A 20,779-nucleotide genomic window follows, 5' to 3' on the forward strand; every position below is an offset into this window, starting at 1 on the left:
GGATTCCCCTTGACCATTAACCTGCAGACGCTCAAGTGCAGTGAATGCGGCGGCGGCACGCTGCAACGCTCGGGGCTCAACCAATACACCTGCGCGCATTGCGGGTCTGTGTCGCTGGTCGAGGACGACGTGTCCGATCGGCTGGAGCGCGTGCTGGAGCAGGTCAAGGGCGAAGCCGGGCGGCGGCTGGCGGCTGAGCAGTCGGTGCGCAACAGGCGCGTGGGCCAGTCGATGGCCCTTGCCGTGGCGGCGGTCGTGGTGCTGATCATGGTCTTCTATGGCGTCATGGCCTATGTCGCGGACCGCAACCAGCCGCCCGGCACCTACCGGCCGGGCGGGGCTGCCACGGCGGCGCGCCCGATCCCGATAGACGGCTTGAAGCTGGAGGCGCGCCAGGTGCTGGTGGGCGCACCGCCTGCGCCCCAATTGTTGGTGCTGGCGCGCAACGAGACCGGCACGGCGCTGGAGCGGCCGAACATCAAGGCGATCTTCTACGACGGCAACAGCCGCGTGGGCGAGGACAGCGAATCGGTCCCGATCGGCACGCTGCTGCCGGGCGAGACGGCGCCGGTGCTGATCAAGCTGCCGCGCGACAAGACCGTCACGCGGCAGGAACTGCAGGTGGATGCGCTGTCGGCCCCGTACTGGACGACCGAGGGGCCGCCGCTGCGGTTCACGCGCGTGCGGCTGGTGCAGCAGGGGGATGAGCTGTGGCTGTTTGGCCGCCTGGCCAACGCGCGCACGGATGCACTGGCACAGGTCGGCATCGAGGTGCTGGTCACGCTGTACGACGATGCCGGGGTGGTCGTCGGCTTTGGGCGGGGCCCTTCGCTGGCCAGCGAGATCAAGCCCGGCGAGCGCAGCGCGGCAGAGGCGCGCATCGAGCGCATTGGCGACCGCAAGGCGCCGGTTGCGGCCTGGGATTACCGCATCGACTACAGCCTGACCGAAGGAGCAGGGCAGGTGCGCAAGCGGGTGCTGGGTGGCGGCCGCGTGGTCCGCTCGGCCGGCGCGCCAGAGCTGCTCCCGCCGTCGGCGCGACTGAGTAGTGAAGTGCTACTGAATCAATAGCTATATGCCCTGGTCCATAAAGGGATTGGGCCACTTTTCTCTTAAATTTCTCATGGCCGGTGTGAGAGCGCGCTCTGGCAAATCACATGCTTTGTCCCCACCCCAGCGCCTTGTACAGGGCGATCGCATCGACGTAAGAGGCCGTTTCCGCCAGCAGCGCTTCGCGCCGGATGTCGTACAGCGCGCGCTGGTTCTCCAGCACCGCCTGGTAGCTGCCCGCGCCGCCCTGGTAGCGCGTGCTGGCAATCGCCAGCGCCGCGCTGCCGTGGCGTGCCGATTGCAGCAGGGAGGCCAGCCGCGCCTGGTTCTCTGCCAACTGGGTGACGGCGTTTTCCACGTCTTCCTGGGCCAGCAAGACGGCCTGCCTATAGCGTGCCAGCGCACCCTGCGCTGCGGCTTGCGTGCCGCGCACCCTGGCCCTGGCGCTGCCCAGGCGAAATGCCGGGTAGCTGACAGTGGGCGCAATGTCAAAGGCACGCGCGCTGCCGGCAAACACCGGGCTGCCGCGCAGCGCAAAAAAGCCCAGGAAGCCGCCCAGGCCAACCCGTGGATACAGGTCGGCCGTGGCCGCGCCCACGTCTTCGGTGGAGGCGGCCAGCAGGCGTTCGGCGCGCACCACGTCGGGCCGTTGCTGGATCAATTGGTTCACATCGCCCAGGGGCAATTGGCCCACCAGTGGCGCCTCTTGCCGCGCCGTCGGCGCCAGCGCGATGGCGCCCGGCGCCTGGCCGCTCAGCACATCAAGCCGGTACTGCGCCTGGCGCAGGCCCGCCTGCAAGGGCGGCAGCGCCGCCTCGCTGCGCGCCAGGTTGGCCAGCGCGTTTTGCCGCTCTTCCGGCAGGCCGCTGCCGGCGCGGATGCGCGCATCGATCAGCGCCACGGTGTCGCGCCAGCTTTGCACCTGTGCCTGCGTCAGTGCCAGGTTTTGCTGGTAGCCCAGCGTCTCGTAATAGTTGCGGGCCACGTCGGCGGCAATGACCAACTGCACCTGTTGCAGGTCTGCCTGCGCCGCGTCGGCGCGCGCCTGTGCCGAGCGGCTCAGGTGTGCCAGCCGGCCGAACAAGTCCAGCTCCCATTGCGCATCGAAGCCCACGCGCGTGCTGGTGCTGGTGGCGCGCACGCCGGGCGCCGCTTGCTGCGAGCTGCGCTGCCAGCCCGCCTGGCCCGTGACAGCGGGCAGTTCATCCAGCCTGCGTTCGTCAAACACGGCACGCGCGGCCAGCAAGCTTGCTTGCGCTTGCGCGATATCAAGGTTGTGTTTAAGCGCGCGGGTGATCAATTGCGACAAACGCGGGTCGTCAAAAAAAGTCCACCAGTCGGCCTGGCGGGCATTGGCTGCGGCCGGCGCAAATTGCGTTTGCTGGGGGCTGGCCAGCACGATGGCGGGCGTGCCCGGCGTGACATGGGCGGGGCTGACGGCGCAGCCCACCAGCAACACGGACAGCGCAGACAGTGCGAAGAGTTTGTTCGTCATGCTGAATCCTGCGTAAGTGCCTGCGACAAATCCCGGGCGCGCGGCGTGGCGTGGTCGGCGGCGTGGCTGCGGGCCAGCACCGTGTACACGGTGGGCAGCACCAACAGCGTAAAAAAGGTGCCGATCAGCATGCCCGAGACGATCACCACGCCCAGGCCAAAACGGCTGTTGGCGCCGGCGCCGCTGGCAAACAGCAGCGGCACCAGGCCCACCACCATGGCGGCCGTGGTCATCAGGATGGGGCGCAGGCGGATCTGCGCTGCCTTGCGGATGGCGCTGAGGCGGTCGAGCTTTTCATGCACCTGCAGCTCGTTGGCAAATTCCACCATCAGGATGCCGTGCTTGCTGATCAAACCGATCAAGGTCACCAGGCCAATCTGCGTGTAGATGTTCACGGTGGCGTAGCCCAGCGCCAGGGGTATCAGCGCGCCGCAGATCGACAGCGGCACCGTGATCAGGATGATCAGCGGGTCGGTCAGGCTTTCGTACTGCGCCGCCAGCACCAGGTAGATCACCACGACGGCGGCCAGGAAGGCCAGCAGCAGGGCATTGCCCTCGGTGGCGAACTGGCGCGCATCCGACTGCCAGTCGTAGCTGAAGCCGGGCGGCAGGGTTTTTGCCACACCGTCAAGGAAGGCGACCGCGTCGCCCAAGGTCACGCCCGGTGCGGGTACGCCCTGGAAGGTGGCCGCATTCTGCTGGTTGAACTGCGTCAGCTTGTTGGGCTCGATCTGCTCGGCAATCGACACCACCGCCGACAGCGGCAGCAGGCTGCCGTTGTCGGCGCGCACGTACTGCTGCGTCAGCGCTTGTGCCGTCAGGCGTTGCTCGCGCGGGCTTTGCGCAATCACGTCATAGGCGCGGCCATCCATGCCAAAGCGGTTCAGGTAGTTCTCGCCCACCAGCACGGCCAGCGATTCGCCGATGTCCTGCATGCGTATGCCCAGGCTGTTGGCCTTGGAGCGGTCTACGCGCACCTTCACCACGGGGTTGTTGTAGTCAAGGTCGCTGTCCACCACGGCAAACAGGCCGCTGTCGCGCGCGCGCTGTTTGATGTCTTCCATGGTGCGGAACAGGCTGGCGTAATCCTGCGCGCTGCGCAGCACCATCTGCACCGGCAAGCCGCCGCTCGAGCCTGGCAGGGGCGCCATCTGGAAGGCGAAGATGCTGGTGCCTTCCACGTCGCCCACCGCGTGCTGCAGCTCGGCCTGGACCACGGCCGCATTGCGTTTGCGCTCGCCCCACGGCGTCAGGTTGATGCCGCCGATGCTGGACGCAGGGCCGTCGCTGCCGTTGATGATCCAGCGCGATTCTGTCTCTGGTACCTGAGCGTAGATGCCATCGAGCTTGTACGAAAAGCGTTCCACGTAATCCAGGTTGGCATGCTGCGGCGCCTTGATGGCCGTTAGCACGCTGGCCTGGTCTTCGGTGGGGGCCAGTTCGCGCTGCGGCAGCAGGTACAGGAACGGCAGGCTGACCATCACCAGCAGCGCGAAGCCGCCGCTGATCCAGCGGTGCTGCAGCGAGCGGTCCAGCAGCCTGGCGTAGCGCTGCGTCAGGCCGCCAAAAAAATGCTCGGCGGCGCGCGCCATGCGGCCTTCCGACTGCTTGGGCTGCAGCAGGAAGGAGCTCATCACCGGCGACAAGGTCAGCGCCACCACGCCCGACACCACCACGGCGCCGGCCAGGGTCAGCGCGAACTCCTTGAACAGCGCGCCCGTCAGGCCGCCCATCATGCCGATGGGCGCATACACAGCCGCCAGCGTGATCGTCATGGCGATCACCGGGCCGGCCACTTCGCGCGCGCCGACCAGGGCGGCTGCCACGGGCGTCTTGCCTTCCTCGATATGGCGGTGAACGTTTTCGACCACCACGATGGCGTCATCGACCACCAGGCCCACGGCCAGCACCATGGCCAGCAAGGTGAGCAGGTTGATGCTGAAGCCAAAAGCCAGCATCAGCGCCGCCGCGCCCAGCATCGACAGCGGAATCGTCACGACGGGGATCAGCACCGAGCGCAGCGAACCCATGCACAGGTAAATGACGATGACGACGATCAACAGTGCTTCAAGCAGGGTATGCGCCACTTCATCGATGGAGGACTGGATGAAGCGCGCCGTCTCGAATGCCAGCTCTACCTTCACGCCCGGCGGCAGGGTCTTCTTGATGTCGGGCAGCAGCTTCTTGATGCCGTCGACGATCACCAAAGGGTTGCCGCCGGGCGTGGGGAACAGGCCCAGGTGCACGGCCGGCACGCCATCCATCGAGGCGCTGGTCTCGGTGGCGGCAGCGCCCAGTTCCACCGTGCCCACATCCTTCAGGCGCACCAGCGAGGCGCTGTCCTTGTCGGCATCGCCTTTGCTGATGACCATGTCGCGAAACCCCGCCACGCTGGTCAGATCGGTGTTGACGCTGATGTTGGAGACGACGAACTGCCCCTTCACCTTGCCCGGCGCCGCCTGGTAGTTATTGCTTCGCACGGCGCTGGCCACGTCGGCCGCCGTCAGGCCGCGCGCTGCCAGCTTGGCGGGGTCGATCCACAGGCGCATGGCCAGTTGCTGGCCACCGAACACGTCGACCTTGGCCACGCCGTCGATGGTGGAGAACATGGGCTGCACCACGCGCGCCAGGTAGTCGGTCAGGGCCGCAGCCGACACGCTGTCGCTGGCAAAGCCCACGTAGGCCACGGCCGTGGAATCGCCGGCCGAGCGCTCGATGACCGGATCGAAGGCGCCTTCGGGCAGCTTGTAGCGCACCTGGTTGACCTTGGCCATGACCTCGGTGAGGGCCTGGGTGGAGTCGCGGTTCAGCTCCATGCGCACGGTGACCAGGCTGCTGCCCTGCACCGACGACGAGGTGAGGTAGTCGATACCTTCCACCGACGACACGGCTTGCGCGATGGGCTGGGTGACAAAGCCCTGCATCAGCTCCGCCGAGGCGCCCGGGTAGGTGGTGGCGATGGTGATGGTGGACGACTCCAGCATCGGGTACTGGCGTACCGGCAGTTGCTTGATGGCGATGACACCCAGCATCAGGATCAGGGTGCTGATCACCAGCGCCAGCACGGGGCGGCGCACGAACAGGTCGGTGAATTTCATGGAGTGTTCGGGGCGGTCAGCGCTGACGCGCGCTGGGCTTCGCCCAGGGTGTCGGGCACGGCTTGCACGGCCATGCCGTCGGCCAGTTTCAGTTGGCCCGAGGTGACCACGCGCTGGCCTTCTTGCAGGCCGCTGACGATCTCCACCCGGCCGCCGGCCCGCTCGCCCAGCTTGACGCCCACACGCTGGACGGTGAGCGGCTGCGTGCCTTCCTGCTGCGCCACAAAGACCGTGTCGCCATATGCGCTGTAGGTAACGGCCGTCTCAGGCACCGTCAGTTGCCGGCCCGCCTCGCGCGCCACCTTGACGTTGGCATACATGCCCGCCTTCAGGGCGCCGCCCGGGTTGCTCAGCGCCGCCTGCACCTGCACCATGCGCGAGCGGGCGATCAGCGGGTCGATGGCGTTGATCTTCGCCATGAACACCTGCTCTGGATAGGCGTCCACCAGCACCTGCACGGCCTGGCCCCGCGCCAGCCTGGCGCTGCTTTGCTCGTCGAGCGAAAAGTTCACCAGCAGCGACTTGGTGTCGATCAGGCTGGCCACCGGGTCGGCCACGTTCAGGTACTGGCCCGCATGCACGCGGCGGATGCCCAACTGGCCGGCAAACGGCGCGCGGATGGTCTTTTGCGCGATCAGCGCCTCGGTCTGGCGCACCTCGCCCAGGGCCGCGTCGCGCGCGGCCAGCGCACTGTCCAATTGCTCTTGTGTAGAGGCTTTGTCGGCCACCAACTGGCGGGTGCGCTCGTAGTTGCTTTGCGCATTCTTCAGCTGCGCGCCCAGGCGCAGCAGGGCGGCTTGTTCCGGCGCGTCATTGAGCCTGACCAGCACGGCGCCGGCAGCCACGGTTTGCCCCGATTCGAAGGTGATGTGCGTAACCCTGCCGCCCACCTCGGCCGCCACCTGCACCTGGCGCCCGGCTTCCAGCTCGCCCACGCCGCTGAAAAAGCGCTCTTGCGTGCCAAGCACCACGGGCACCAGCGCTACTTTGGTGGCGGGATAGCCGCCCGTGTCGGCCGCATGCGATGCGGTGCGTGGATACAGCGCGGCGCCAGCCACGGCCAGGCTGATGGCCAGCGCGCAAGCGCCGGCAATTTTCGTATTCATGACGAGGTCTTTGGGGGAGGGGGAAGAGGCAGCGCGGCGCGGGCGGATCAGGCCCACTGCGTGTTGAACACGAAGAAGCTCGCCAGGGTCCACAGCAGCAGCACCAGGTGCGTGGTCTGCAGGCTTTCCTGCGCAATCCAGTAGCCAAACCACAGGCCGCCCAGATGCATCAGCAAAAGAAAGGCAGCCATGCCGCACAAGGCCAGGTTGAGCCAGGGGCGGGCGTCAGGCAGGCCGCTGCCGCAGAACAGGACCACGCCGGCCCAGGCGGCGATGGCGGCGGCCAGCTGCAGCGCCAGCACCACGCCCAGGGCCAGCCGGTGCAGGGGCACGGAGGTGAGCGCGCGGCGCAGCAGCGGTGTGTCCTTGGCGGGGCCCTGGCGCAGCAGGTCCATGCGCATGGTGTTGCCAATAGCCCAGGCCGAGCCGTGGAAGGCTTGCAGATTGTTGATGGTGGCCAGGCTCAGCCAGGTCGCCAAGCCCAGGGCCAGGATGGCTTGAAACAGCCAGATGGAGTGTTGCAGCGTCATCTGAAAATCCTGTCAAGAAGAGAGTCTTGCAGGCATGCAGGCGTGGCTATCCCTCAATAGCAAGAAGCCATCGATCCACCATTCCCGCATTACCCAAGCAATTGTTTGTATAACTGGGCGATGATAGGTGGACCCTGCTAATTACACAAGAAAACACTTTGGTAATGAGGGGTGTCCCAGAGCACCGAGCGTGCTCTGGGTTTCGTCAAGACCCAGAGCGGGTTTTGACGGCGATCCGGGGCCAGGTGCCCCGGTGCTCACTTGCAGTAAAACTGCAGAACTATCAAATTGATAGCTATTAGCCCAGGCGGTACCTGGGCTAATGGCATATTTCACCAAATATCTATCTGCGAGCAAGACCTCAAAAAGGGACGCCTCTCAGATCTCCACATGCAGCCGCACGGTGCCGATCTTCACCGGCCCGCGGTCGGCGTTGTAGCCGGGGTTGCGGACGTACTGCAGGCCAAAGCTCAGGGCCGCGTCGGTGCGGCCGAACCCAAAGCCGACGCGGTAATAGCTCTCAAGGATGGTCTCGGGCCGGTAGCGGATACGGCCATCGCCCAGGAAGACGTCGGTGCCGCCCGCGCCCAGGTAGTTGCGGTGCGCGGATGACAGGCCATTGACCGCGCTGGCAACGCCCAAGGCATCCTTCGGGCGGCCCCAGCGCGCGCCCTCGAAGGTGGCGCCGGCAGAGAAGGATTGGTCGATGGAGGTGAAGGCATAGGGCTCGGAACGCCCGTCGCTGGCGGATAGCCGGGCGAACACGCCTACGCCGTCGGCCACGTCTTGCTCAACGTGCACGCCCGCGCCGACCTTGCTGCGCCGCTGGCGCACCGGCGCGAGTTCGGGCGTGCTGCCGTTTTGTTGGGCATAGGCCAGCGCATCACTGAAGCCGGCCATGACGGCGACGTTGCGAAACACCAGCAGGCGGGCCGAGCCTTCGCGGCCATTGAGGCTGTAGCGCCGCTCCAGCTCCACCTGGTCGCCGTAGTGCGCAAAGATGTGGCGGTCCAGCGGCAGGCCGTTGGATTCCTTGGGCTGCATGAAGCGGCCGGCGCGCAGCGACCATTCGTCGTCGTGCCGGTAGTCCAGCGCCGCGCCCCAGGTGTAGCCGCGCGAGTCGGCCGCGAAGTCGTAGGCGCCGTAGGTCAGCAGCGACCAGTTGAGGAACTGGGTGCGCGCGTCGTGCGCATGGCGGCTGTCGTCGAAGATGTCGGTCACCGCCAGGTTGCCGGCGGTCAGCGTCAGGCGGCGCTTGTCGTAGACGCTGGCCAACTGGTTGGCATCGGATTCCACCCGCTCGGTGCCGCCGCCCAGGCCCCAGGTGTGGCGCAGAAACAGGCGGGCGCGGTAGACGATGGGGCTGGTGCCGGCGGTCTTTTGCAGCTCGCCGTTGGTGAGCCCGCCCATGCCGGCCAGGTGCGAGAACGCCAGGCCCTGCACCAGCTCGGGGTTGAAGTAGACCTCGGTCGCCGGGCCCAGCCGCGCGCCCAGGTAGGCGGTGGAGGTGAACGAGTAGCTGTGCGCGGCCTCGGTCGACAGGCTGTTGGGCCCCGAGTACGCGGCCGAGAAGGACGGCTTCTTTTGCGCGACGTAGGTGGCCTGGGCGTGAAAATTCCAGTCTTCTATCTCTGGCGGATCTTCATTGGCAGCGCGCGCCGTGCCGGGCGGGCTCAGCAGCAGGAGCAAGGGCAGGGCCAGCAGGCCACTGTGGCGGAGTCTGGAGGGCAGTTGGGCGAGTGAGTGCAACATGGCCGCCATGCCATGGCGGAGTTCGAGAGAAGCGGGGGACAGGGAACGTTTCATCGCTTGGAAGCCTGGTGCGGGAGGTGCTTTGGGGCTCGGCCGGCGAGCGTGGATAAATGCTCGCACAGGCCCGAGGCCTGGTGGGGGAGGGCGGGCGGTGCGCCCGCTGTGATCAGAAGCTTTCCCAGGCATCGTCACCTGTTGCCGTTGTTGCCGGCTGGCGTGCCTTGGCAAGCTTGGGTGCCGGCACGGCACGTGCCACGGTTGCCGGCCGCGTGGAATGTAGCGCGGCGCGCACGGGCGCCGCCACCGCTGCATGGGCGTGGCCCAGGTTGAACACCGCGACGGCCTGGCCGAGCTGCACGGCCTGGTCCTTCAGGCTCTCGGCCGCGGCGGCGCTTTCTTCCACCAGCGCGGCGTTTTGCTGCGTTACCTGGTCCATCTGCGCGACCGCCTGGTTGATCTGGCCCAGCCCGGTGCTTTGTTCTTGCGATGCCGCGCTGATCTCGGCGATCAGGTCGGTCACGCGCTTGACCTGGTCAACGATGTGGGCCATGGTCCCGCCGGCTTCGTCGACCAGCCGGCCGCCGGCTTCGACTTTCTCGACCGAGCTGGCGATCATGGTCTTGATCTCTCGAGCCGCCCCGGCGCTGCGTTGCGCCAGGTTTCGGACCTCAGCGGCCACCACCGCAAAGCCGCGGCCCTGCTCGCCGGCACGTGCCGCTTCAACCGCCGCATTCAAGGCCAGGATGTTGGTCTGGAACGCGATGCTGTCGATCACACCAATGATGTCGCCCATCTTGCGGCTGGAGTCGCTGATCTCGCCCATGGTCGAGACCACCTGGCCCACCACTTCGCCGCCACGCACCGCCGCCGCACTGGCCGATGTGGCGAGCTGATTGGCCTGCCGCGCGTTGTCTGCGCTGCTGCGCACGGTGCCGGTCAGCTCCTCCATTGAAGCGGCGGTCTCTTGCAGGCTGCTGGCTTGCTGCTCGGTTCGTGCGCTCAAATCCTGGCTACCCGAGGCGATCTGGGACGACGCCGTGCCCACGGATTCGATGCCACCGCGAATGCCGCCAATCACGTGGGCCAGTCGGTCCTGCATTTGCTTGGTCAGCGCCACGATGCTGCTGGTGTCGCCCGGCCGCAAGGCCACCGTGCCGCTGAGGTCGCCCGCCGCAACCCGGCGCACTATGGCCTGCACGTCGGATGGCTCGCCCCCGATCACCCGCAGGATGGCGCGCTGCGTGAGCCAGCCCAACCCGCCCGCGCTGACCAGCAGCAGCGGCGCGGCGATGGCAAGTACCAGGATGGCGTGGTCATAGGCAGCCGATGCGCTGATGCCTTGGTCAGTGGTGGATTGCTCGATCATGCTCACCGTCTTGTCGGCCATGTCCAGGGCGGCGTCCTCCAGGGGGTCGTATTCGCGGTACAGGCGCAGCGCGATCTCGTCACGCTTGCCATCGACCGCCAGTTTCAGGTATTCCTGTGACAACTGGTCGAGCCGGCCCCCCTGAGTGAGCAGTTCGTCTATCGCGCGGCGTTCCCCTATGTCCGAGCGTTCGGGGGTGAAGGCCTCATGAATCTGCTTGGCGATTTGTGCGGATTTGGCGAGCAGCTCGCGCAGCGTCTGCGCCTCTTTGGCTCTTGCCGCATCGTCGGCCAATGACATCAGGTTGCGTACCGAAATGCCACGGGCGTTCAGGTTGTCGTTCAGGGCGTTGACCAAGGAGGTCTGCGGCAGATTGTTCTGCTGCAAGTCGTCGTTGATGCGATCGAATGCCTGCATCTGGCCCCAAATGACGAATAGCGCCAGCATGCTCAGCGCCACGATCGCGCCAAAGGCCAGGCCCAGACGACGTTTCAGGCTCATGCCCGCAAGATTGCTCATACCGATTGCTCCAGTTCAGGATTTCGTGTGACAACACGGTCTGAATTTCGGTGCAGTTGGATGCAACTTGAATCGCTAGTTTCAAGAGGGTTTTCCCTTGTTACATGCGTTTCATAGGAGGCGGGGCTGAAATGTCGAAATTTATCGTCGATTTGTTACTTGCGTTTTACAAGCATGATTCATTGAGTTGACGATTTAGTTACTTTGTATGAGTATTTTTCACCGCCACGGCGCACTTGATTTGCGCTAAAAGAGCAGGAGGCCGGGCAATTTTCTGATGAAAAGTGCCTGTAGCCCTTATAAATAAAGGGCTGTTAGCTATCTATTTGATAGCTCCGGCTTGGCTCTTAGCCCGGCGCGCCCTCGCTGCGCCCAAAGGCCCCGCTGGCGGCCTGCAGGTCCAGATCGGCTTGCAGGGCGGCTTCCAACAGGTCCAGGTAGGCGGTCTGGCGCTCAGACACCGCCTGCAGCGCGTCGATGAACTCCAGGATGCCGCCGCTGCCCAGGGTGTAGGCGTCTTGCGCCATGCGGCGCAGCTCGGGCAGCAGGGCCATGGCCTGGCGCTCGTAGCGTTCGGCCAACTGGCGGCGGCGCTGGTACTGGTCGGCGGCGCGCTGCAGCTCGGCCTCGGCCTCGCGCAGCACGGCTTCGCGGCGCAGGCGCTGCTCGTCGGCCTCGGCGCGGGCGCGGGCGATCGGGCCCTGGTTGCGGTCAAACAGCGGGATGGTGACCGACACGCCAATGATGTTGTGCCGGCCCTCGCCGTCGCGCAGCCGGCCCACGCCGATGGCGGGCACCGGCCAGGCTTCGCGCCGCTCTACCTCGATGCGCTGGCGCGCCTGGGCTTCTTCGGCCAGCGCGGCGCGCACCGTGGGCAGGCGCTCTTGCGCCTGTAGCCAGAGCGCGCTGGTGCCGGGCAGCACGGGCGGCAGGGCGGGGCGCTCTGCCACTGCGGGGCGCCAGCCGGGCATGCCGACCAGCACGGCCAGTTGCGCCGCGGCCTCGGCGGTAGCGGCTTGCAGCTCTTCTGTATGCGAGGCGATAGCGGCGGTTTCCACCTCGATGCGGGTGCGCTCGTAGCGGCTGCGCGCGCCGGCCTCGACCTGGCCGATGACGATGCGCGCGGCCAGGCCAAAGTCGGCCTCGGCGGCGCGCCAGCTGCGTTCGCGCTCTTGCGCGATCTGCAGGCCAACAAAGGCCTTGGCGGCGCTGCGCAGCGTCTCTGCCACCGCCGCGTCGCGCTGGGCCTGCGTGGTGCGTATGCCCAGTCGGGCGTTTTCCTGGCGCAGGCCGCGCTGGCCAAAGATGGGCAGCGGTTGCTCAATGGCGACTTCGCGCTCACTGGGCTCACCCGGGGTTCCGCGTTGGCGGGCGGCAGAGAACGTGGGGTTGGGCAGGGTGCCGGCGGTGATCAGGTCGGCGCGCGCGGCGTCGATGCGCACGCGCTCGGCCGCCAGCGTGGGGTTGCGCCAGCGCACCAGCTCCAGCAGCTCGGGCAGGGTGACGCGGGCGGGCAGCGCCGGCAGGCCGGGCTCTACCGGCAATGCCAGTACGTTGGGCGGTGCATCAACGGATGGCGTGGGCTGGGCCAGCGCGGGGGCGCAGGCCAGCAGCAGTGCCAGCAGGATGGGCGTAGGACGCGGGGCGTAGGTCATGGCAACAGGCGTCTCTCAGGAAAGGGTCGGGGCCGAGGGCAGGGCGGGCAGGGGCGTCGGTGGGGCTTCGTCTTCGTCGTCCACCTCGCTGCTGCCAGTGCGCAGTTGGCGCGGGCCCAGGAAGGCGTAGAGCACCGGCAGCAGGAACAGCGCCACCAGCGGCAAGATCGCCATGCCGCCCACGATCACCGAGGCAAAGGGCCGCTGCGTCTCGCTGCCAACGCCGGTGGACAGCGCCATGGGCAGCAGGCCCAGCAGCGCCAGCAGGGTCACCAGCAGCACCGAGCGCATGCGCTCGGCCGTGCCTTCGATCAGCGCCGGCACCAGGGCCATGCCCTGCTCGCGGCGCAGGGTCTCGACCGAGCTCAGCACCAGCAGGCCCACCAGCGCCACCTGGCCCAGCAGCGCGATAAAGCCAATGGCCGCGCTGATCGACAGGTCGATGCCGGTCAGGTGCAGGGCCACCACGCCGCCCACCATGGCGAAGGGCGCGGTCAGCAGGATGATGCCGGCTGAGCGCGCGCTGCCCAGCGCGCCGTAGAGCAGCGCGAACACGATCACCAGCGACAGCGGGATGACGATCTTCAGGCGCTCTGCAGCGCGCTGCTGGTTCTCCCATTCGCCGCCCCAGACGGCCTGGTAGCCCTCGGGCACTTCCACTGCGCGGTCGACCGCGGCCAGGGCGTCTTTCACCACCGAGCCGATGTCGCGGCCTTCCACGTTGAACTTGAGCGCCATGAAGCGCGCGTTGCCTTCGCGAAAGATCGACGAGTTGCCCACCTTGATGCCGATGCTGGCCAGCGCGTGCAGCGGCACCGTGGCGCCACCGGGCGCGGCCACGGCGATCTCGCGGATGGCGGCTTCGTCCATGCGGTCGGCATAGGGCAGGCGCACGCGTACCGGCACGCCGTGCTCGCCCTCCCAGAGCGTGGTCACGACCTGGCCGGCCAGCGCGATCTCCACCGCCGATTCGGCCGACTCGACCGAGATGCCGCGGCGCGCCAGCTCTTGCCGATTGAACTCGATATGCAGCTGCGGCGCGGGTGCGTCGCGATACAGATCCAGATCGACCACACCGCTGATCGGCGCAATCGCGGTCTTGGCCTGCTGCAACTTGGCGCGCAGGGTTTCGATGTCGGGGCCGAACAGCTTGAGCACCACGTGGCCGCGCGCGCCGGAGGTGGATTCCTCCACGCTGTCGCGGATCGGCTGGGCAAAGTTGAAGGCCACACCGGGGATCTCTTGCAGCGAGGCACGCATCTGGTCCACCAGCTGCTTCTTGTCCAACCCCTTGCGCCAATCCGCATGCGGCTTGAGCCGCACCAGCACCTTGGCCATGTTGATGGTCTCGTTGTCGGTGCCGGATTCGGGCCGGCCCTGCTCGCTGATGGCGGTGATCGCCTCGGGGAAGGCGCCCAGCCGCGCGCGGATGTCGCGCAGCACCTCGCGGCCGGTCTCCAGCGAGATGGAAGGCTCCATCTGCACCAGCACATAGACATCGCCTTCGTCCAGCTCAGGCAAAAATTCGGTGCCCAGCGTCAGCGCGGACACTGCGGCCAATACCAGCGCCGCGATGGCAGCCGTGATCACGCCCCAGCGCCGCCGGCCGCTTTCCAGCAGGCGGTTGAGCAGGCTTTGATAGCGGTGGTGCATCCAGTCGAATACGCGCGGCTCGGCAATCACCACGTCCTTGGGCTTGAGCAGCAGCGCGCACAGTGCGGGCACCAGCGTCAGCGCGAACACCAGCGCGCCCACTAGCGCAAAGGTATAGGTCAGCGCCAGCGGCCGGAAGATGCGGCCTTCAATGCTTTGCAGCGAAAACACCGGGATCAGTGCCGCGATCACGATGGCCATGGCAAACAGCGTGGGCCGCGCCACGGCAATGGCCGAGTCGATGATCAGCGCGCGCATGTCGGCGCGCGTGCGCGGCTGGCGCAGGCGGGCGTTGCGGATGATGTTTTCTGTCAGCACCACGGCGCCGTCGACGATGATGCCGAAGTCGATCGCGCCCATCGAGATCAAATTGGCCGGCATGCCCAGCAGGTACAGGCCAATGAAGGCCACCAGCAGCGACATCGGGATCACGGTCGCCACGATCAGCGAGCCGCGCACGCTGCGCAAGAACAGCCACAGCACGCCCACGATCAGCGTCGCACCGAACAGCAGGTTGTGATAGACGGTGGCCAGCGTGTGCGAGACCAGGTCCGAGCGGTCGTAGTTGGTCTCCATGCGCATGCCGCGCGGCAGCACCTTGTCGTTCAGTTGCTGCACCTTCAGGTGGATCTGCTCCAGCACCTTGGAGGGGTTTTCGTCGCGCTTCAAGAGCACGATGCCCTGCACCACGTCGTCATGCTCGTCCATGCCGACCGAGCCCTGGCGCGGCGTGTGCGATTGCGTCACGCGTGCCACATCGCCCACCGTCACCGGCGTGCCGCCGTCGGCCTTGAGCACTACCGATTCGATGTCGGCCGGCGTCTTCAGCAGGCCAATGCCGCGCACGATCAGCGACTGCTCGCCGCGCCGCAGCAGGCCGCCGCCCACGTTCTTGTTGGACTTGGAAATCGCCTCGACCACGTCGCCCAGCGTCAGGCCCAGGCCTTGCACGCGCATGGGGCTGACCTCGACGTGGAACTCTTTCACGAAGCCGCCGATGCTCACCACGTCGGCCACGCCCTGCACTTGCTTGAGCATGCGGGTGATGGTCCATTCCTGCTCGGTGCGCAGCTCGGGCAGGGTGTGGCGGTCGCTGTTGAGGCGGTAGTAGAAGATCTTGCCCAGCGGCGTGTAGTCGGGCGCCATCTCGGGCTGCACCTCGTCGGGCAGCTCGGCCTGGGGCAGGCGCTGGATCACCTCGGCGCGGGCTGCGGCGCTCTTGGTCTGGTCGTTGAAGACCATCGAGATCATGGCCAGGCCAAAGTAGCTCTCCGAGCGCAGCGCGGTCAGGCCGGGCGTGCCGTTGAGCACGCGCTCCAGCGGCAGGGTGATCTGGCGCTCGACCTCTTCGGGCGCCAGGCCCGGGGCCTGGGCAATGATGCCGACCTGCACGTTGGTAACGTCTGGGTAGGCCTCGATGGCGGTATTGAGGTAGGCGTAAACGCCGTACAGCGCAATGGCGATGGTGGCCGTGAGCGCGACCAGGCGGCGCTGCACGGCAAAGGTGATGAGGGCGCGGAGCATGCGGGGTGCTTCTCTTTCAGAGCAACTGGCTGGCCGCGCCGTCGAGCAGCAGGCCGCCCTTGATGACGATGCGTTCGCCCGGCGCCAGGCCTTCCAGCACAGTGATGGAGCCGCGCAGTGGCAGGCCCAGCTTCACGTCGCGCGCCTCGAACAAGGTGCTGTCGGGTGCGCCTTCCTTTTGCACATAGACGATGGAGCGGCGCTCGTCCTTGATCAGCACGGCCGATAGCGGGATCACCATGCCGGCGCCACTCGCCACCTCGATCCCCACGCGGGCCAGCGCACCGGGCCGCAGGCCCGGCACCGGCTCGGCCAGCGCGATATAGACCGGCGCGCGCCGGGTGTCGGCGTTGAGCGCCGCGCCCACACGCTCGACGCGCCCGCGCACCGGGTGCGCAAGCGAAGAGAACTGCACCTGCACCGCCGAGCCCTGGGCGATACCCTCCATGTCGCTTTCGAACACGTCGGCCAGGATCCACAGCGCGGCCGGGTCACCCACGGTGAACAGCGCTTCACCACCAGGCTCGGCCGTGCCGCCGACCGTGGCCGCGCGGCTCACCACCACGCCGGCGCGCGGCGAGCGCAGCACGACTTCGTCCTGCCCGCCCGCGCCCACAAAGGCCGATGCGCGGCCGGCGCGCCGGGCTTCCAGCGTGGCGGCGTCGTGGCGGCCTTGCGCAGCCGCCGTTTCTGATGCCGTGCCCACGCCCTTGTCCAGCATGCTGCGCTGGCGCTCCAGCTCCACCTGCGCCAGCCGCAACTCGACTTGGGAGGCGGCGGTTTCGGTGCGCACGCGCGCCGCATCCGGGCTGGCCAGTGTGGCCAGCGGCGCACCCGCCTTCACCACGTCGCCCACGCGCGCATGCACCTGGGTGATGCGGCCAGAGGAGGGCGCGCCGACTGAAATGACGCGGTCGTCCTGGAACACCACGCGTGCCGGCGCCCAGACGGTCTGGATGTCGCGCTCGCCTGATACCGGCTGGATCTGCAAGACCTTGAGCGAAGCCGGCTGCACCCGGGTCTGGCCGGACGGCAGCGGGGCAGGGCGCTCGCTGACGCGGGTAGGCGGCACCTCAGGCGTAGGGCCGCAGCCGGTGGAAAGCGCTGCCAAGGTGGTGGCACAGGCTGCCAACACGGCGCGCCAGGAATGGTCGGTCATGGAATGCTGTCTCCAAAAATGCGGGAGCGCATGCGTGCAGCCGCGCTGCTGCGACGCCTTCGCGGCACGGATGCTAGGCCGGCCCCGTGCGCCGTGGCATGACGGCCACATTGCCGTTTGGAGAGGTGGCGTGAGGCCTCCGCTGACCCCCTTCACGGCATGGCGTTGTCGTGAAGGGCGCTTTTGAAGGAAAAGTGGCTGAAGTCGTCTGTATGACTGGACTATTAGCTATCTATTAAATAGCAATAACTGCCTGTCAGAAATCCACCGTAGCCGACACCAGCACGCTGCGTGGCGCGCCGACCAGCAGCGTGCCCCAGGTAGACGAGCCGGCCCAGTAGCGGCGGTCGCCCGCGTTGCGCAGGGCCGCGCGCAGCGTGGTGGTCTTGCCGGCCAGCTGCAGGCGATAGCGCAGGCCCAGGTCGACCGTGCTCCAGGCCGGCAGGCGCTGGGTGTTGGCCTGGTCGGCAAACTGCGCGCTGTTGTAGACCAGCCCGGCGGTGGCGGTGAGCCCGGGCAGGGCCTGCAGGTCGCGCTCTACATTCAGGGCGACCTGGGTGCGCGGCACGCCGACGGCGGTGCGGCCGGTGGTGGTGGCGCTGCCGGTGCGCATGAGCTTGGCATCGACCCAGGTCACGCCGCCGTACAGGCGCCAGCCGTCGCCGGGCGTGCCGTACATGCTCAGCTCGAGCCCGCGGTTGCGCTGCTCGCCATTCACGTCAAAGCGGTTGTCTTGCAGAAAGCCGCTGGGCTTCTTGATCTGGAACAGGCTGAGTGTGGTCAGCACGCGGCCGTTGTCGAGCTTGATGCCCACCTCTTGCTGCTTGGCCTTGTAGGGCGCAAAGATTTCGCCCGCGTTGCTGGCGGTGTTGGGGGCGGTGTCGCCCTTACTCAGGCCTTCTATGTAGTTGCCGTACAGCGACACGCCTTGCCAGGGCTTTACCACCAGCCCGGCCATGGGCGTGACGGCGCTCTTGCGGTAGGTCGAGGCCAGGCTGCCGTCGGTGCCAAAGTTGTCTGAGTCCACCTGCTGGTGGCGCAGGCCCAGCACCACCAGCAGGCGGTCGTCCAGCAGGCGCAACGTGTCTGACAGCGCCACGCCGCCAAGCCGGTTCGACGAGCGCTGGGGCACCGTGCCGGGTGCGGCCACGTCTTGCGCTGGCGCGTCCAGCGGCGAATAGATGTTGGACACATAGGCGGCGCCGGCATTGGAGCCCATGTAGTAGTGGTCGCGGTAGCCGCTCCACTGCAGCGTGGCCTCGTGTGCCACCGCGCCGGTGGCAAAGCGCGCGCGCAGGCCAGCCTCGGCGGTGCTGCGCTCGATGTGGAAGAGCGCCCGGCTAGGCGTGACGCGGGTGTCGCCGGCGGCGTTGAAGATGGTGGGGGTGTTGAACAGTCGATCCACGTCCGACCGGGCCGCGCCATAGCTGGCAAACCAGGCGAGCTGGGAGTTCACCTCGTGCTGTACGCGCAGCAGCGCGGATTTCTCGGTGCTGTCGTACCACTCCCAGCGCTGGGTGATGTTGCGCCGCCCGTCGGGGGCGGCGGGCACGGCCAGGCCGCTGGCCAGCAAGGGGCGGCGCGAGGGGGCGTCTACCTTCTCGCGCTGGTGGATCAGGTCCAGCGTGACGGTGGTGCCGCCGCCGGTGTAGTCCAGCGCCAGCGCGCCCAGCGTGGCCTTGCGGCTCTGGTGGTCTATGGGCGTGTCGCCGTCGCGGTAGCTGCCGTTGAAGCGCACGCCGATCTCGCGGGCCTGGCCAAAGCGCCGCGCCACGTCGATGTGGCCGCCGCCCTGCGAGCGGCTGGCGTAGTCGGTGCGCAGCCGCGTCAGGTCGGCGCCGGCCCGCTTGGGCACGATGTTGATGCCGCCGCCAATGCCGCTGTTGGGCGACATGCCATAGAGCATGGCGGCCGGGCCCTTGAGCACTTCGATGCGCTCGGCGTAGTCGGTCAGCAGCCGGTAGTTGGGCGCCACGCCATAGAGGCCGTCGAAGGCGACTTCACCGATGTTGTTGTCGCCCATGGCAAAGCCGCGCACAAAGAAGGCATCGGCCACGTCGCCGCTGGGGGCGGTGCTGCGCACGGATGGGTCCAGCGCCAGCGCGTCGCCCAGGGTGGTGGCCTGCCGGTCTTCTATGGCCTGCGCGGTGTAGCTGGTGATGTTGAAGGGCGCGTCCATCACGTCGGTCTGGCCCAGCAGCCCCAAGCGGCCGCCGCGCGCCAGTTGCCCGCCGGCATAGGCGGCGGGCGGGCCGTCCAGCAGCGAAGGGGCGGCGGCGGTCACGGTGACTTCGCGCAGCGCGGCGCCGGTGGCGGGGGGCGCGGCATCGCTGGCCGGGGCCGCGCGCTGCAGCGTGTAGCTGCCGCTGGGGTCTGCGGCGGCCTCCAGCCCGGTGCCGGCCAGTAGCGTGGCAAGCGCCTGCGGCACGGTATGGCTGCCGGCCAGGCCCGCGGTGCGCAGGCCCTCTGTCAGCGTGGGCGAAAAGCTCAGCAGCGTGCCTGACTCCCGTCCCAGGCGGGTCAGCGCCGGGCCCAGCGGGCCGGCCGGGATGGCATAGCTCTGGCGGGCCTGCTCGGCGGGCTGTGCCCAGGCTGGGGCCAGGGGCGCGGCCAGGCCGGCGCAGACCAGGTACGTGGCGAGCGCGGTGCGGCGCAGGGAAGGGCGGGCGGCGATGCGGACGGTTGTGCGCAATAGGCGCGGCGGGTTCATGGCGAAGGGTTCCTTGGTGCGGTCGGAGGGCAGGCAAAGCGCTCGGACGGAGCGCGTCTGATCTGCTTGACACGCAGGGCGGCAGGAATGGCCAGGTTTTTTTGTTTTGTTTGTCGCCGGACCGTCCCAAGACAAAAGGCGCCCCCTTGGGGGCAGCGAAGCACACGCAGTGGCCAAGCGTGGGGGCTTGATGTGTTTAACGCCGGACGACGGTCACCCACCAGCGCGTGCGCGCCTGGATCTGCACCGGCAGCGAGCGCGTGAGCGCGGCCAGTACGCGGTCGGTATCGGCCAGCGGGTAGGAGCCGGACACGCGCAGCTCGGCCGCCTCAGGGGCGCAGCGCAGCAGGCCCCGGCGGTAGCGCGCCAGCTCGGTGATGAAGTCCGACAGGCGCTGGGCGTCGGCCAGGATCATGCCTTCGCTCCAGGCGCTGTCGGCCTCGCGCAGCGGCTCGGGTCGCGTGGCCTGCTCGCGGGTGAAGCGGCCCTGCTGGCCGGCCTGCAGGCGCAGCGCCGGCCCGGTGCCGCCGTCAGGCCGCAGCTCGACCGCGCCCTGCAGCACGGCGACCGCGCTGTAGCCGTCTTGCTGGCGCACGGTGAAGCGGGTGCCTATGGGCTGGACGCTGCCTTCGGCGGTGCGCACCAGTAGGGGCCGGGCGCTGCCATGGCCCAGGTCCGGCCCGGTCTGCACCAGGATCTCGCCCGCGCGCAGGACCAGCAGGCGCTCGGTGGCGCCAAAGCGCACGTCCACGGCCGAGGCGGTGTTGAGCTGCAGCCGTGTGCCGTCGGCCAGCACCGTCTCGCGGCGCTCGCCGGTGGCGGTGGCCAGGTCGGCGGTCCATTGTTGCCAGGGCGTGGTCTGGCGCGCCGCCAGCAGGCCGCCCGTGCCAGCGGCCAACAGCACGGCCAGCTTGGCCGCGTGGCGCCGCCCCAGGCCCGGCGCGGCCAGGGTTTGCAGCGCCAGCGGGGCCGAGATGCCGCGCAACTGCGCGTCGACCTCGGCAATGCGCGCCCAGGCCTGGGCGTGTTCGGGGCTTTGCTGCAGCCAGGCCTGCCATTGGCCGCGCTGTTGTTCGGTGGGGCGGCCGCCTTGCAGGTCCAGCAGCCACTGAACGGCTTGGCGCGCCACTTCGGGTGCCACGATGGCTGTGTTCATGCTGCC

General features: G+C 67.9%; 12 protein-coding genes. 1 reads left to right on the forward strand and 11 read right to left on the reverse strand.

Annotation, left to right across the window (positions count from 1 at the left end; translation table 11 throughout):
* Positions 1-9: 9 nt before the first annotated feature.
* On the forward strand, positions 10-1,071 hold the full coding sequence (locus AAFF27_12030) for a hypothetical protein (GenBank protein XAH25866.1): 1,062 nt from the start codon (positions 10-12) through the stop codon (positions 1,069-1,071).
* 82 nt (positions 1,072-1,153) lie between these two features.
* Here AAFF27_12030 and AAFF27_12035 read toward each other — a convergent pair whose 3' ends face one another.
* The 11 genes from AAFF27_12035 to AAFF27_12085 form a co-directional block, all read right to left on the reverse strand.
* Positions 1,154-2,545 carry a TolC family protein gene (locus AAFF27_12035; GenBank protein ID XAH25867.1) on the reverse strand — a complete coding sequence of 464 codons (1,392 nt, stop codon included), beginning with the start codon at positions 2,543-2,545 and terminating at the stop codon, positions 1,154-1,156.
* Positions 2,542-5,643, reverse strand: coding sequence for a MexW/MexI family multidrug efflux RND transporter permease subunit (locus AAFF27_12040; GenBank protein ID XAH25868.1), 3,102 nt, complete (start codon positions 5,641-5,643; stop codon positions 2,542-2,544). The genes AAFF27_12035 and AAFF27_12040 overlap by 4 nt, the downstream gene beginning before the upstream one ends.
* Positions 5,640-6,749, reverse strand: coding sequence for an efflux RND transporter periplasmic adaptor subunit (locus AAFF27_12045; protein XAH25869.1), 1,110 nt, complete (start codon positions 6,747-6,749; stop codon positions 5,640-5,642). The genes AAFF27_12040 and AAFF27_12045 overlap by 4 nt, the downstream gene beginning before the upstream one ends.
* Positions 6,750-6,796: 47 nt before the next feature.
* A complete protein-coding gene (locus tag AAFF27_12050; GenBank protein ID XAH25870.1) occupies positions 6,797-7,279 on the reverse strand; it encodes a DUF2165 family protein in 483 nt (160 codons plus the stop codon).
* 378 nt (positions 7,280-7,657) lie between these two features.
* Positions 7,658-9,085 carry a carbohydrate porin gene (locus AAFF27_12055; GenBank protein ID XAH25871.1) on the reverse strand — a complete coding sequence of 476 codons (1,428 nt, stop codon included), beginning with the start codon at positions 9,083-9,085 and terminating at the stop codon, positions 7,658-7,660.
* A 112-nt stretch (positions 9,086-9,197) separates the two neighbouring features.
* Positions 9,198-10,916, reverse strand: a complete 1,719-nt coding sequence (locus tag AAFF27_12060; GenBank protein XAH25872.1) for a methyl-accepting chemotaxis protein — start codon at positions 10,914-10,916, stop codon at positions 9,198-9,200.
* 347 nt (positions 10,917-11,263) lie between these two features.
* Positions 11,264-12,571, reverse strand: a complete 1,308-nt coding sequence (locus AAFF27_12065) for a TolC family protein (GenBank protein XAH25873.1) — start codon at positions 12,569-12,571, stop codon at positions 11,264-11,266.
* 15 nt (positions 12,572-12,586) lie between these two features.
* On the reverse strand, positions 12,587-15,748 hold the full coding sequence (locus AAFF27_12070) for a CusA/CzcA family heavy metal efflux RND transporter (GenBank protein ID XAH25874.1): 3,162 nt from the start codon (positions 15,746-15,748) through the stop codon (positions 12,587-12,589).
* 16 nt (positions 15,749-15,764) lie between these two features.
* Entirely contained in the window at positions 15,765-16,907 is a 1,143-nt protein-coding gene (locus AAFF27_12075; GenBank protein ID XAH25875.1) for an efflux RND transporter periplasmic adaptor subunit, read from the reverse strand.
* 256 nt (positions 16,908-17,163) lie between these two features.
* Positions 17,164-19,617: a TonB-dependent receptor gene (locus tag AAFF27_12080; GenBank protein XAH25876.1), complete on the reverse strand. Its 2,454-nt coding sequence runs from the start codon at positions 19,615-19,617 to the stop codon at positions 17,164-17,166.
* A 196-nt stretch (positions 19,618-19,813) separates the two neighbouring features.
* A complete protein-coding gene (locus AAFF27_12085) occupies positions 19,814-20,773 on the reverse strand; it encodes a FecR domain-containing protein (GenBank protein ID XAH25877.1) in 960 nt (319 codons plus the stop codon).
* Positions 20,774-20,779: the final 6 nt, after the last annotated feature.

This window comes from Xylophilus sp. GW821-FHT01B05 (assembly GCA_038961845.1).
In the GTDB taxonomy this organism is placed as follows: Bacteria; Pseudomonadota; Gammaproteobacteria; order Burkholderiales; family Burkholderiaceae_C; genus Xylophilus.

Bases quoted from the DNA above. Each gene is read 5' to 3' on its own strand.
- AAFF27_12040 (XAH25868.1), bottom strand. From the start codon at position 5,643: ATGAAATTCACCGACCTGTTCGTGCGCCGCCCCGTGCTGGCGCTGGTG.
- AAFF27_12035 (XAH25867.1), bottom strand. From the start codon at position 2,545: ATGACGAACAAACTCTTCGCACTGTCTGCGCTGTCCGTGTTGCTGGTG.
- AAFF27_12055 (XAH25871.1), bottom strand. From the start codon at position 9,085: ATGAAACGTTCCCTGTCCCCCGCTTCTCTCGAACTCCGCCATGGCATG.
- AAFF27_12060 (XAH25872.1), bottom strand. From the start codon at position 10,916: ATGAGCAATCTTGCGGGCATGAGCCTGAAACGTCGTCTGGGCCTGGCC.
- AAFF27_12070 (XAH25874.1), bottom strand. From the start codon at position 15,748: ATGCTCCGCGCCCTCATCACCTTTGCCGTGCAGCGCCGCCTGGTCGCG.
- AAFF27_12050 (XAH25870.1), bottom strand. From the start codon at position 7,279: ATGACGCTGCAACACTCCATCTGGCTGTTTCAAGCCATCCTGGCCCTG.
- AAFF27_12045 (XAH25869.1), bottom strand. From the start codon at position 6,749: ATGAATACGAAAATTGCCGGCGCTTGCGCGCTGGCCATCAGCCTGGCC.
- AAFF27_12085 (XAH25877.1), bottom strand. From the start codon at position 20,773: ATGAACACAGCCATCGTGGCACCCGAAGTGGCGCGCCAAGCCGTTCAG.
- AAFF27_12080 (XAH25876.1), bottom strand. From the start codon at position 19,617: ATGAACCCGCCGCGCCTATTGCGCACAACCGTCCGCATCGCCGCCCGC.
- AAFF27_12075 (XAH25875.1), bottom strand. From the start codon at position 16,907: ATGACCGACCATTCCTGGCGCGCCGTGTTGGCAGCCTGTGCCACCACC.
- AAFF27_12065 (XAH25873.1), bottom strand. From the start codon at position 12,571: ATGACCTACGCCCCGCGTCCTACGCCCATCCTGCTGGCACTGCTGCTG.